Here is a 13307-nt window from a genome sequence, read left to right on the forward strand (position 1 = left end):
CCTTACGCAAACGAGCGAATTGCCATATTTTTTTACCCATTTTTCTGTGCCGGGCTTTCCCGCTTGTAATGTTTTTTTTGTAAAATATGTCATGGCTTACGCTTTCATACGTTCGTTAAAAATCTATGGGACTTTTTACTCCTTTTCCCCCTTTATTCAATACATGGGTGTAGATCATCGTTGTGTTCACGTTTTTGTGCCCGAGCAATTCCTGCACTGTTCGAATATCATATCCCGCTTCCAAAAGATGCGTGGCAAAACTGTGTCTGAAAGTATGACAGCCGGCGTGTTTTGTTATGCCCGCCCGCTTTATGGCAGTTTTTACCGCTTTTTGCAATACTGTTTCATAAATATGATGTCTTCGCATAATTCCGGTTCTGGGATCTGTGGATATTTTCGTGGCCGGGAACACAAATTGCCATTTCCACTCTTTGTCTGCATTCGGGTATTTTTTTCTCAGTGCGTAGGGGAGATAGACAGCGCCGTAACCTTCCCGCAAATCTTTTTCGTGCAGTTTTTCTACTTTTTTGATGTGCGCTTTTAAAGGTTCGGTTATTTTTTCCGGTAGCATTGTTTTTCGGTCCACATTACCTTTTGCGCTGCGAACTGTAATTTGTTTATATTCGAAATCAATATCGCAAACGCGTAATTGAAGACATTCGGATAGCCTCAAACCTGCTCCATAAAGTAGGTTTGCCATCAACCGGTTTATTCCTTTGATCTCTGCCAATACTTTCTTTGCTTCCTCTTTAGTGAAAACAACGGGTAAATGTCTTGGTTTTTTTGCCCATAAGATTTTTACGTCGCCAATTTCTTGATGTAATACATTTTTATAAAGGAAGATAATCGAACAGAGCGCTTGATTTTGCGTTGATGCAGAGACATTTTCTTTTGTTGCCAGGTAATTGATAAATTGCGAAATCTCGTTTTCACTCATCGTTTGAGGATGGCGCTTACCATGATATAATATGAACCGTTTTACCCAATATACATAAGTTTGTTCTGTTCGGTAGCTATAATGCTTCGTTCGGATAGTTGAACGAAGCTGATCAAGCAGCTTCGGTTTTGTTTTTGGAGTTACCTGTTCAATGCTATTTGGCATATTTGCCTCTGTTTGCGGATAACGGCAGTGAAGGTAGTTTTCAATATAATCAAGAAAATCAAAAATGTCAAGAAAAAAATGGAATATTTCGAATGTGAGAAATTATTGAGTAGGGAAGTGATGAAGCAGGGCATTAATGTTCAGAAAGTGTAATCCACCTTATTAGGTGGGACAAGCCTAAAAAAGAAAAAGCTGACATTTCTGTCAGCTTTTCTCGTTTGGCGTCCCCAGGGGGAATCGAACCCCCGTTGCAGGAATGAAAATCCTGAGTCCTGGTCCACTAGACGATGGGGACAAATTTTGACATTGCAAGTTGGGGAGAGCGACGGGAGTTGAACCCGCGGCCTTCAGGGCCACAACCTGATGCTCTAACCTACTGAGCTACGCCCTCCATCAAATAAGCGGGCTAAATATAAAACATTTTACTAAAAAATGCAAGGAAAAAATCGCGTTTGGGAAAAAAATAAAGCGGCAAATATTTTACTCTCCGAGTGGAACTTGAATGATATTCAGGCATGTAATAAGTTCATCAATTTTACAATTTTGTAAAAAATCGTCATTTTTTATTTTTTTTGACAGCCAGTTTGAAGAAAGTCTGTCTGATTGCGTTCTTTGAAGCAAAATGGAAGTGGAAAAAATATTTACTTTGAGGAAAAAATGAATTGCACCGTTCGTTTTGAAACAGAGCAAAGAAAGGAGCGTTGATGGAAAAAAATGCAAAGAAGTTTTTAGCGGCGCTTTGTGACAGTTTCGCGCCGTCGGGTTTCGAGAGGGAGGCGATCCACATCACAAAGAATTATGTGCAGGACTTTGTCGATGAAATACGTTTTGACAAGCTGGGCTCGATGATGTTCGTGAAAAAGGGTAGCAGCGAGAAACCGGTCATTTTGCTCCCAGGCCACATCGACGAAGTCGGTTTTGTAATTTCCGGCATTAACGAGAAAGGATTTTTGACTTTTAATCCCATCGGCGGCTGGTTCGATCAAGTGCTTTTGGGGCAAAGAGTCCGCATTCGTACGAAAAAAAGAGATGTCGAAGGAGTCATTGCCGCCAAACCGCCGCATTTGCTCACGCCTGAAGAGAGAACAAAAGTCGTGGAAAAAACGCGGATGTTCATCGATGTCGGCTGCAGCAACAAAAGAGAAGTGGAAGAATTGGGCATTCGCATCGGGGATCCGGCGGTGCCTATTTCAGAATTTTCTTCTTTCAAAAGAAAGAAATTTGGCGAGGGAGAAAAATCGACGGGCACAATGGAAGTCGCCATGGGCAAGGCTTTCGACGATCGGATCGGTGTTTACCTGGCTGCTGAAGTTGTGCGGCGGCTGAAAGTAAATGAAATTGACCATCCAAATACCGTTGTCGGAGCGGCGACGACGCAAGAGGAGGTCGGTATTCGCGGCGCGCGTACCACGGCGTGGGTGATTGAGCCCGACGTAAATTTGACGCTGGACGTCGATATCGCCGGAGATATTCCCGGCGTTGAACCGCAGCAAGCGCCTGCTGTCATGGGAAAGGGACCGACAATTTTGACTTACGACTCTTCGCACATTCCCAATCAGGGGCTCAAAGAATTTGCAATTGATGTGGCTGAAAGCTGCAATATTCCATTTCAATTGTCGCAAATCGCGCGCGGCGGGACCGATGCGGCAGTGATTCATCTCAGTCGTTCCGGTTGCCCGAGCTTGGTGATTGGCATTGCGACGCGGCACATTCACTCCCATGTGGGAGTAGTTTCGCTGGATGATGTGGAGAACGGGCTCCGGTTGCTCATCGAAATCATCAAGCGGCTCGATAGAAAAACAGTTCAGTCTTTTACTGAAGTTTAATATTTTGTAAATAAAAATATTGAAACTAAATGCGCTGTAACTTGTATTATTAATCAAGTCCATAAAAGGATTGTAAATGATTGAAAAGGATTTGATTTTTTAGTCCCTGGAGGCAAAATGGATATCGCAAATCAGTTGACAGAGAGCGTTGGCGTAATTCGTTTTGATGGCATTTTACTGGGCGAACCTGCTGACTCCAAAGAATTTGAACGCCAGATGTCCGATTTATTGGGAAAAAAAGCGAAACAGATTATTTTGGATTTGTCTCATGTACAGCGAGTTAATAGCACTGGTTTAGCGATACTGATTACTGCTGCGACGCTTTTCACGAATAGCGGAGGGGAGAAAATAGCGCTTGCCGGATGTAATGATTTCATCAAAGGCGCCCTTACTGTGACAAAACTGGAACAGTTTTTTAATTATTTCGACTCTGTGGAATTAGCAATGCAGGAAATTCAGAACATGAATTGAGGGCTTCGCCCAAATCGGAACACGGAAGATGTGGTTTGTATGATTAGAAATCCGAAAGAATATTATCGAAAATTGGACGCAATCCTTGCTGAGATCGATCAACTCGGCTCCGATAAAATTTTGCCAATGATTTTAAAAGAATTGGTAAACACGCTTGGCAAAGACTTGCACATCCGCAACGGCAGACTGTATGAATTGGCGCTGGATGAATTTGTTCCGGTACAGAGCGATAATTTGCAAGCGGAAGCAAGAAAACCATTACCGCTGAAATCGAGCGCAATACAGGAAGTGCTGCGCCACGGATGCTACATTTTCCACGAGGACGATTTTCTGTTAGACGTTGAAAGAGAGCCGTACGAGTTTGTGCCTCAGGTTGCTTTTACTGTACAAAAAAATGAAATTGTCTGGCTATTTGTGTTAGAATTGTACGATGGCTGGGAGCGTGAGGCGATTGAATTTTCTATTAACACAATCCGCAAGGTGCTCAATGCTCGGCTGATAAGCGAGTGGATGAAAAGTTCGCTCTATCAGGCAGAAATGATTCAAAGAAGTCTGTTGCCGAGAAAGCCGCCTGAAATTCCGGGGTTTGATATTTACGGCAAGTCAATTTCAGCAGAAATCGTCGGCGGCGATCTGTACGATTACATGCTTTTCGATGAAGGAAATTTCGGCGTAGCCGTGGGAGACGCCAGCGGCCATGGACTGCCGGCAGCTTTATTGGTACGCGACGTCGTCACCGGATTGCGTATGGGACTGGAAAAAGAGATGAAAATCTCGCCGGTGCTGGAAAAACTCAATCGCGTCATTCATCGCAGCACGCTTTCCACCGCTTTTATTTCACTTTTTTATGCGGAGATCGAAAACAACGGTGACGTGGTTTACATTAATGCCGGTCATCCGGAGGCGATGTTGGCGCACAGGAAAAAAGTCGACCTGCTGAAACGCGGCGGCACGATTTTAGGTCCCCTGCCGAAAGTGAAATTGCAGCGCGGTTTTACCAACATCCCGCCGGGCGGAGTTCTGGTGCTTTATTCCGATGGCATCATTGAGCGCAGAAATCATTTCGGCGAGGCGTTTGAGAAAGAAAAGCTGAAACACTTCATTGTCGATAATCTTGATTTGTCCGCGGAAAGATTGGCAAAAGAGATACTCAATGAAGTGTTCAATTTCGGAAACCACACTCCCTGGGATGATGATGTGACGGTGGTGGTGATCAAGCGGCTCCCCAAAACGAGTCAAACAAAATGAGTTACGCTGACTCCCGCATGAAACTCCTCAACTTTTGCTTCAATGAAATCAATGTGTTGTTTTAATTTTTCATCGTCATAGCTTTTGGGTGCAAATACGACAAACAATGCTTCTCGTGTACGCTCTGTTATTCGCGTACGGAACGAATCCGCGGAAGGATTGCCAAACGGAGCGATCTCGTCAAAAAGCGCGATTCTACCCGCTAAGTTAATTGCTGCTTTGCCGATACCTTGGTAATTTTCACCTGCCTGACCCAGCCGAACAGAGATGATTCTCCCGGCAATTTTTTCGCCATCGTACAACCCAATGGACAACATGAATGACAACGAACACAAATTGCACGTGTCCACCAATGAGTTGACTTGATACAGGCCTTTGCCTTTGACAGCTCGGCGGAACAATGCTTCCGAAGAAGGTCTGACTTTGGTCGGATCGATGCCGCAACTGCGGTAAAGTTCACGCATCGGCTGCAAAATTTCGCCGGCTGAAGCTGGAGCAGGGAATTGCTTCATTAATTTGGAGCATAGTTCATTTATTTCCCGGGCCAATTGCTTGTTATTTTGTTGGACTGTTAAATTTTCAAATTCGATGGCGGCGATTTTGAGTTTTTCTTTCAGTTCCGGAGCAATTTCGAAATCAAAGTTCATGAGTTCCTCATTTCGTTTAGCACGAAAAACTGTCGTTGCAAAGCACTATTGCAAATTTCTAAATCTTTACAAAGATAAGAAAAAAGTCGGAAATTTGCAAAAATTATTTTACTGGCAGAGAAAAAAGGCAAGTCAATCAAAACAAATAAAAAAAGTACTTGACTTTTAACGGAAATATACGTATAGTGACAGTATGGTAAAAACTAACTCGAAATGACAGTGAGGTGACATTTTGAAAGCTGATAAAATTATCACACAGGAAGAATTTGTTTCGCGCGCAGATATTTCCGGCGAGTTATTCCAGCAACTGTTGAAAAATGAATTGATATTTCCGCGAGGCACAGCAGAAGGGAATATGTTCGTTTTCAAAGAAGATGAACTGAAGCGCGTCAACGAAATAAAAAAATTTTTAGAAATGGGGTACTCCATCGACGAGGTGGTGAAAATAGCTAAAAAGATTGGCTTACCATCCGCGAGAAAAGATCGATCAGACAGCAAGAAAATCAAATACTTAACGGTAGGAGGGCTGGCTGACAAGCTTGGACTGAATCCGCGAACGATAAAATATTGGGAAGAAAGAGGCATAATTGAACCGGATACTCGTTCCGGAGGCGGTTTTAGATTGTACAGTGAGCATTGGATTTATCTGGGACATTTGATACAGGATCTACAGTTATTTGGCTTCAGTCTGGATGAAATCAAGGAAATAGCCGATCTATTTCGAACGTTTTTGATGATTCAAAACGATATTCAATCTTTCGCGATTGATGAAACTGCCAGCAAACTGACACTTATGCAACAAAGAATTCAAGAGTTTTATGATAAAATAAATAAATTCAAAGAAGGCATTTCCCGCTGGGAAGATCTGCTAAAGAAAAAAGAAAAGGAAATCCGCGATATCAACAATAAATTAAAGCAACAAAAGCCAAAACAAAATGATAAGAAAGGGAAAAAATGATATCACAATATAAAATCATTTTCATTGAGCCGAAAGCGCCGAACTTTCACATTTTTTCCAAATTTGTAATTCCGCGATTAGGCACTTTAATCCTCGGAACAATGATGAAACAGATGAACTGGGATGTTCGCGTAATAATAGAAGAAAATGAAGAGTTGTCGTTCGAGTTGCTGGAAACTGCTGACCTGGTGGGAATTTCCACGATTTCATCCACGGCAACCCGGGCGTACATTATCGCTGATCAAGTGCGCGCTCTGGGAATTCCTGTGCTCATGGGCGGGCCTCATGTCACTTATTTGCCAGACGAGGCGTTGGAACATTGTGATTTTGTTTTCCGCGGAGAAGCTGAAAAGGCGCTTCCCGTTTTTATCGAGCAGTGGTTGTCGGAAAAAAATTGGGAAAAAGTGCCAAATTTGTCATTTCGAAAAGGCACAGATATTGTCCATAACTCAATGGTTGATTTTGTCAAAAATTTGGACGAAATTCCTTATCCTGATTTTTCATTGATAAAAAATGGCATCCGAAAAACATACGGCTATCGCATCGTTCCGGTGCAAACTTCGCGCGGTTGTCCTTTTGATTGTGAATTTTGTTCGGTCACCGGAATGTTTGGCAGAAAATATCGCTTTCGTTCTGCAGATAACATCATTGAGGAATTGAAACGGTACAACGAAAAAGGAAATTTTGTGTTTTTCTACGATGATAATTTTGCCGCAAACCACAGGCGCACGCGAGAATTGCTGGAAAAAATGATTGAGCAAAAATTCAGCTTTCGCTGGTCCACACAAGTGCGTGCGGATGTGGCGAAAGATCCGGAATTGGTGCATTTAATGAAAAAAGCCGGCTGCGAGACAGTTTTTATCGGATTCGAGTCAGTCGATCCGGTAAGTTTGAAAGAAATGAAGAAAAAACAAACCGTCGAGGAAATCAGGCTCGCCATTGAGGTTTTTCGTAAAAATTGCATTCACATTCATGGCATGTTTGTTTTTGGTTTTGACAGCGACACGCTTGATTCCATCGGAGAAACGATTAAGTTCGTCGCCAGGAGTTCAATTGGTACGGTGCAGTTTTTGGTTTTGACTCCGTTGCCCGGGACGAGAACTTACAGCAAGTTACAGGAGGAGAATAGAATCAAATTTTCCGATTGGGCGTTGTACGATGCCCATCACGCGGTTTTTGAGCCAAAAAATATGACAATGGAGCAATTGCAACAAGCGCAAATGCGGGGGCATCAAAAATTCTACTCCCTGAAGCAATTGATGAAAAAGTTGTTTCGTTTCAAAATTAATGAAATTGTTATCGGAATTTACGCTCGTCGATTAAATCGCAACTGGAAGAAAAAAAATCATCTCTGGCTTAAAATCCTGGAATTGTTGAAGCCGAATTTTGATTTCAAAATTAATATTGACGTGCGCCAGCTAATTCGACTGCCTGAATGGAGGAAGCGCGCGAACAATTCTGTTGATGAAACAAAAGAAGATCGTGGTTTGAATTCAGATTTGTCAGGAAAAAAAGGTTTGGCCGGCATTTAGAGCGCAAACACGACGGAAGTGATTGCCTTATCGCAGTGAAGATTAACGTAGCTTTATTTCTTCCGGGGAATAAATAATCCCATTTTTTGCTCCGTTTCCAGATTGAATTTTAGCGCAAGCCGCGCCTGTTCGACGAATTCCTCGTCAATGCCGAAAATCGAGCGAATTGTGGAATGGTAGTTAGCGCGAATATTGAAGTTTTTTTTGTCCGAGAAAGTCGTGTGGCGCATGAAATTTTTGTGAATGTAAATCATGCCGTCTTTTTCTAATTTTGTCAGACAAATGCCGTGCATGGAAGGTTTGGTGAATGACGCTTCCCAATGTTTGACAAATTCATCTTTGGGGCAGGCTCTGTCTTGGAAATTGTAGCGCCAGGTCATTTTTTCTTTGTTGAAAGTAACTAATTGATAACAATCAAGTTGCGGGTTAAAAACAAGCTCCACACCGACGCCTTCTGCCCGGTAGAGCCGCGGTTTTTGCGGATTAATTTCCAGGGGCTGATTGAGCAAATAACCGGGATCGACGAGATATTTTTTCCTTTGGAAAGTCACAATGAGCGCACTGTGAATATTCTTTCCCGCCCTCATGTCGCCCATCACCGGATAGCACTGGTAACCATGGCGCAGCAGAATAGTTTCCAGAAAAAAAGTCAGCGAGAAACAGGTGCCGCCAAAATGAAAATCGGCGTGGTCGTTCATCACTTCATCGGGCAGGCGGACTTTGTCGTTTTTGTTCCACGTCCTGCTCAATTTGATGATTTTGCTGATGTTTTCGTACGGCAACGCGGAAAATTTTTCCAGAATCAATCGCAGTCCGAGCATGTCGGCACGGCTGATTTTTAGTTTGAAAAAATCATCAAAAAAACGTACGCTGTCGCTAAATTTTTCAGGAATCAGTTCGACCATGATTTAAAATTAGCTGATGTTAAAAGTCAAATTATTGGCAATTTGTTGTGTCAAATAAATTTTCAAAATTAATTTTTGAAAACTCTATGCTGCTTTTTGATATTAAATTTCAAAAAGCCGGAACAGGTTCCCTGTTTGGTAATTGATTTCACTCGCTGCGGGAAATTAAAAAACTCTGCCAAAAGCGACAAATAATTTTCGCTCATCAAAATTTCTGACATTCACGCCATACCCCACGCGAATGACGGAAGGAATTTTTCCCAAAAAATAAAATCGGTGGCGCAACTCAAAACCGGCTGTTTGAACCCAATCGGCATCAGCAAAGCGCCTGGCGTTGCCGTGGTAGCCTTTGAACTCGGAGACCCAGGCTTTGCCGACGTCAGTAAAAAAAGCGCCGCAGAATTGTTCGAAATAGAAAATCCAGATTTTCAACCCTAAATCACGAATGATGGGAAAACGATATTCCAGATTGGCGAAAACCTGACGCGTTCCTTCGCGGGAAAAAGTGACGCCGCGCAGGTAGGGCATGCCCAACGCCGGCCTGCTTTGAATTGCCTGATCGCCTTCGCGCAGAAAAATTCCTGTCCGTAATGCAATTACATGCTTGAGAAACGGCAACTGCTGCCTGACGACGCCGAGCAGGGAAGCCTGATTGAAAGAAAGATCGCTGCCCAGATACGAGGAGGCATGACTGAAAGCGACGGCAATGCTTTTGCCGGTTTTGGGGTGGATGTCGTAAAATACGTCCGGGCGATATTTGATGAATGAATATCCCAGCGTCACGATGTTTGTCCAGCCCTGGAACGGCAAAAAATTTTCGGAGATGTCCGGATTGGCAAAATCGGCCTGGTTGATTACTTTGCGATGAGTGAAAGTTGCGCGCAGCGACAAATTGTGCCACGCCAGTAAAGATTTCCCGCGATTAATCGTCCAGTTGAGTCCGAGAGAAGCGGTGCGGAAATCTTCGATCAGCGGAATCGAGCTTCCGTCCTTGAAATACAGAAAATCGCCGTGGTCGATGGTCGTTTTTTCCAGATAAGCCTGAATCGTGGGACGCCATTGTTGGTTGATGTAATTGAGCGAAAAATGAGGCCGCGCCCGATAGGTGAAAGATGTCAAAAGCGCCTGTTTTTCCAATGGGTCGGCAAAACGAATGATGACGCCCGGCTGCCAGCCTTTTTCGCTCCAATCGGCGTAGGGCAGTAAAATTTGTGGGCGAATTCCGGCAAACGAATTGTAATGCTTTATTGTTGACGACGGAAAGACCATGTCTGTCGGGAAATCTCGCCGCTGGTAAACAGGATTGACGATGGTGTGAAAAGGCGCCGGTTGGAGTTTTTTCTTTGGCGCTGATTTTTGATTTTGAACATCGACAATAACAAGGGGAATTTTATTTCGGTCTTCGAAGCTGACAACAGAGATTTTTTCTTCCCCGGGCAGCCAATCGGGCAAAAAGACGCCGCCGGGAGTTTGGGTTTGGCTGACTTCTCCTGTTTGCAAATCCTTCACGTACAAGTTTGGCGTGCCGTTGGAATAAGAAATGAATGCCAATTTTTTCCCATTCGGCGACCAGGCAGGGTAACGGTCGTCTGCCGCAGTGGAAACGAGCGGCGTCAAATCCGCGCCGTCGGCGTCGACGGAGAAAATGTCCCGTCGCTGATGATCGTCAAAAAGCGAAAAGGCGATCTTTTTTCCGTCGGGAGACCAGCGGGGACTGAACACTTCGTTGCAGTGAGAAAATTTCGTGATTTGTCTCTTCGCGCCTGGTTTTCAAATTCAGCGCCCACAAATTTGATCCGGTGACTTCGTGTTTTGTGTAAACAATTTCTTCCCCCGAGGGCGAAAAATCCGGATCATTAGCGCGCTCCGCCGTAGTGAGTTGGCGGATTTTTTGTCTTTTCAAATTAAATAGGAATAAATCAAAGAGTTCAGACCCGGATGGCACAACGTGCTGTTGAGAAAAAACAATGTAGCGGCTGTGCGGAGACCAGGAAAAAATTGAATTTACAAAAGGTGACGCGATGCGCCGGATTTTTCCTGTTTTTCGTTCCAGCAAAAAAAGCTCGCGAACGTGCGCCTCCAAATCTTTTACTGCCACGAACGCCAGATATTTCCCGTCCGGCGACCAGCGAGCGCTGTACACTGCCTGAAACGGAAGCTGAACGACAGCGCCGCTTTCAGTGACCGGAATTTGATTTTCATATTGTTTTTTGTAGTGGCCATCGATTTCATTCTTCCATTGGCGAAAAAGTTCTTTTTCCGACAAGCCGATGGCTCGCTTCAGCGCCAGATTGAAACTGAATGGGAAGGCGCGAAGGTTGTGAAAAATTTCTTTGATTTTGTCATTCCCGAAACGGTGGGCGATATATCTAACCAGCGAGTGCCCTTCTTCGTAAACGAGGCGGGAATCGATTTGGTCGGCAGCGATGAAGCCGGTCAATTTTTTGTCGGGCAGCAAGTCGCGATGATAGGAAACGACGCGCAGCAGCATGTCCCGATGGGCGCACCATTTTTCCGCTTCAAACTGCGCCGTGCCTTCGAGATACCAGGTGGGCACAAATCCCAGCGCAATCAGTTCGCTCCAGAAGCCTCCGAAACCGCGCACTGAATAAAAGCTCACCATGTGAGTGAATTCGTGCGCCACGAGCGATTTTAGCCAGTCCTCATCGCCGGTAGTGTATTTTTCCATGGCGCGCGTCCAGAGAAAAATGTAATGCCCCAGCGGCGTTGTCAGGCCGTTTGATTCGTCGAGATAGTCCGTGACAATTATTGGCGTGCGCGTGGGCGGCTCGGCGCCGATATCGCGCGTGATTTGCGGATAAATTTCTTCAGCGATACGGCTCACTTCCGCGGCGACAGAATCGACGCCATTGTGAAAAATGATTTTGAAATGGGCGGTCTCGATTTTCTGCCACTTTAATTCAGGATGGTTCTGAGAGAAGGAAAGCTGTGAATAACTTCGCCCGGCGAAAAAACAAATAACGATGAACGAGAAGAAAATTGTTGGCAGCGATTTTTTCATTTTTGATTTTGCCATAGTTTGAAAATCTCGTTGATGATTTTGGTTTTGTTTTTTAACATTTCCGCCTTATTTTTGCTGCGAATCGTGCCGCCGGCAGCTCCGGCGTGTCCGTCGCCTAAATTGAGTTCGCGCATGATTTCTCCGGAGTCGTGGGAAAGCTCGGAATTATTCAAATTGATGCTCAGCGAAAGCGAGATGCCAAGGTCGGTCGTTTTGATTTGGCGGCGGAAAATCGGTCTGATTTCCAGCACGCACAACGCTTCGGGATAGAGCAGATACGCCAGGTTCTTGATGATTCGCGGCGGCCGGGAAAATCCGGACAAATCGAGAATGATTATTTCTCTGCTTTTGTCTTGCTCCAAAAAATTTGAATTTCGGCGAATGATTTGCAAAATATTCTCTTCTTCCTGCAAGTAGTTTTGGTATCGTTGCAGAATTTCGTCAAACTCAATGACCTGCTGAATGGGATTATCCCTGAGCAGAAAAATCAGTTTCCTCAAGTAATTCAGCTTTTGTTTGTATGGTTCAGTTTGCAAACGAATGGTGGAGTCGATTATTTTTGCCGGCGTTTCACGCTGCCAATCTTCGAGAGAAGCGTACTGAAACGAGTCGATGATGTCTGTTTCCCGGACAAGTTCATCGAAATATTCCGGTAAATCGCGCTGCTCGTTAAAATAGTTAAAAATCACTCTGGCGCAAGATGGCTGCAAATCAAATTTTCCCGGAATGTCGTCAACGTCGATGTTGCGATAGCGCAGCTCTTCCAGATTCCCTTCGTGATGATCAAACCACAGACCGCACTCCAGCGGATAGGGGAGATCACAGACAATATCGTTGCTGGTGATGGTGATTTCTGCGTTGGCAATGTTGTTGGGGCCGGCGAATTTGATGCGGTCAATGCCAAAAACGGATGAGCAAATCGCAGCGGAAACAATGCCATCCAAATCGTTGTGAGTGATGATAGAATCAAATTCCATATTTTTCTCTGATTTTTTTGAAGAGTACAATTTTCATTTTTCATCGCGGAAAACTGTAAATATTTAGCCGCGAAGTCTCAAAGACTCAAAGGAAAAAAAATAGTATTTTAAACAATAATGAAAATTTGCAGTAAAAAAATTGTAGATGCAGACGATAACATGCAACAAAATTTTGCTTCCGGTTTGCTTTAAAAAAAATGAAAGAAAGCGCAAGCTATTAAAGAGCGTACATAATGTGAAAAACTACAACTCCTTCTTCAGTTTCTCAAAATATCATTTTAGAAATTTAGCTTTTAATTCAATCTTGGAGCTTTCGAGCTTTGGCGGCTGAATAGTCACGGAAAACTTAACCTAATAATTTATCCTTTTTAAGGAAATAGTCAATAGAAATTTTAATTTTTTTTAATCGGCAATTTTCAAATACTTTGCAAAAAATATTCCAAAAACGACGGATTAAAATTCATGGTACTGTTTTTGCCTGAGATTTTCATCAAGCGAAAAATGGAAATCTTTGAAAAAAAATTTCTGGAGAATGGGGCTGTTGCTTTTATGGAAGAAGTAACTGTCTCTAATGCAAAAATCCAATGTAATTGCCGAAATGGCAATGAAAAGTTTAAAA

11 protein-coding genes and 2 tRNA genes are annotated in these 13307 nt (G+C 43.6%); 5 read left to right on the forward strand and 8 right to left on the reverse strand.

Annotated features, from left to right (window positions below):
• Nucleotides 1-115 precede the first annotated feature (115 nt).
• The 3 genes from GXO74_01030 to GXO74_01040 form a co-directional block, all read right to left on the reverse strand.
• Nucleotides 116-1102, reverse strand: coding sequence for an integron integrase (locus tag GXO74_01030; GenBank protein NOZ60243.1), 987 nt, complete (start codon nt 1100-1102; stop codon nt 116-118).
• A gap of 219 nt (nt 1103-1321) precedes the next feature.
• Nucleotides 1322-1397 (reverse strand) — tRNA-Glu (locus tag GXO74_01035).
• Nucleotides 1398-1416: 19 nt separating this feature from the next.
• Nucleotides 1417-1493, reverse strand: a tRNA-His gene (locus GXO74_01040).
• A 310-nt stretch (nt 1494-1803) separates the two neighbouring features.
• On the opposite strand from GXO74_01040, the gene GXO74_01045 reads away from it, so the two are divergent.
• The 3 genes from GXO74_01045 (at nt 1804) to GXO74_01055 (ending at nt 4647) form a co-directional block, all read left to right on the forward strand.
• Nucleotides 1804-2928 (forward strand): M42 family metallopeptidase, encoded by a 1125-nt coding sequence (locus GXO74_01045; protein NOZ60244.1) that lies wholly within the window; start codon nt 1804-1806, stop codon nt 2926-2928.
• A 117-nt stretch (nt 2929-3045) separates the two neighbouring features.
• Nucleotides 3046-3399, forward strand: a complete 354-nt coding sequence (locus GXO74_01050) for an STAS domain-containing protein (GenBank protein NOZ60245.1) — start codon at nt 3046-3048, stop codon at nt 3397-3399.
• A gap of 39 nt (nt 3400-3438) precedes the next feature.
• Nucleotides 3439-4647, forward strand: a complete 1209-nt coding sequence (locus GXO74_01055; protein NOZ60246.1) for a PP2C family protein-serine/threonine phosphatase — start codon at nt 3439-3441, stop codon at nt 4645-4647.
• On the opposite strand, the gene GXO74_01060 is transcribed toward GXO74_01055, so the two are convergent.
• Nucleotides 4635-5294, reverse strand: a complete 660-nt coding sequence (locus GXO74_01060) for a hypothetical protein (protein NOZ60247.1) — start codon at nt 5292-5294, stop codon at nt 4635-4637. The genes GXO74_01055 and GXO74_01060 overlap by 13 nt on opposite strands.
• A 232-nt stretch (nt 5295-5526) precedes the next feature.
• On the opposite strand from GXO74_01060, the gene GXO74_01065 reads away from it, so the two are divergent.
• Both GXO74_01065 and GXO74_01070 read left to right on the forward strand, forming a co-directional pair.
• Nucleotides 5527-6252 (forward strand): MerR family transcriptional regulator, encoded by a 726-nt coding sequence (locus tag GXO74_01065; GenBank protein NOZ60248.1) that lies wholly within the window; start codon nt 5527-5529, stop codon nt 6250-6252.
• The gene (locus tag GXO74_01070; GenBank protein NOZ60249.1) at nt 6249-7784 is read left to right on the forward strand and encodes a B12-binding domain-containing radical SAM protein; all 1536 of its coding nucleotides are present in this window, start codon (nt 6249-6251) and stop codon (nt 7782-7784) included. The genes GXO74_01065 and GXO74_01070 overlap by 4 nt, the downstream gene beginning before the upstream one ends.
• Before the next feature lie 53 nt (nt 7785-7837).
• On the opposite strand, the gene GXO74_01075 is transcribed toward GXO74_01070, so the two are convergent.
• From GXO74_01075 to GXO74_01090, 4 genes are all read right to left on the reverse strand, one after another.
• Nucleotides 7838-8689 carry a hypothetical protein gene (locus GXO74_01075; protein NOZ60250.1) on the reverse strand — a complete coding sequence of 284 codons (852 nt, stop codon included), beginning with the start codon at nt 8687-8689 and terminating at the stop codon, nt 7838-7840.
• A 165-nt stretch (nt 8690-8854) separates the two neighbouring features.
• The gene (locus tag GXO74_01080; protein NOZ60251.1) at nt 8855-10411 is read right to left on the reverse strand and encodes a hypothetical protein; all 1557 of its coding nucleotides are present in this window, start codon (nt 10409-10411) and stop codon (nt 8855-8857) included.
• The gene (locus GXO74_01085; protein NOZ60252.1) at nt 10356-11726 is read right to left on the reverse strand and encodes a hypothetical protein; all 1371 of its coding nucleotides are present in this window, start codon (nt 11724-11726) and stop codon (nt 10356-10358) included. The genes GXO74_01080 and GXO74_01085 overlap by 56 nt, the downstream gene beginning before the upstream one ends.
• Nucleotides 11708-12688 carry a hypothetical protein gene (locus tag GXO74_01090; protein ID NOZ60253.1) on the reverse strand — a complete coding sequence of 327 codons (981 nt, stop codon included), beginning with the start codon at nt 12686-12688 and terminating at the stop codon, nt 11708-11710. Before GXO74_01090 ends, GXO74_01085 begins: the two co-directional genes overlap by 19 nt.
• Nucleotides 12689-13307: the final 619 nt, after the last annotated feature.

The organism is Calditrichota bacterium (genome assembly GCA_013152715.1).
In the GTDB taxonomy this organism is placed as follows: domain Bacteria; phylum Zhuqueibacterota; class Zhuqueibacteria; order Thermofontimicrobiales; family Thermofontimicrobiaceae; genus 4484-87.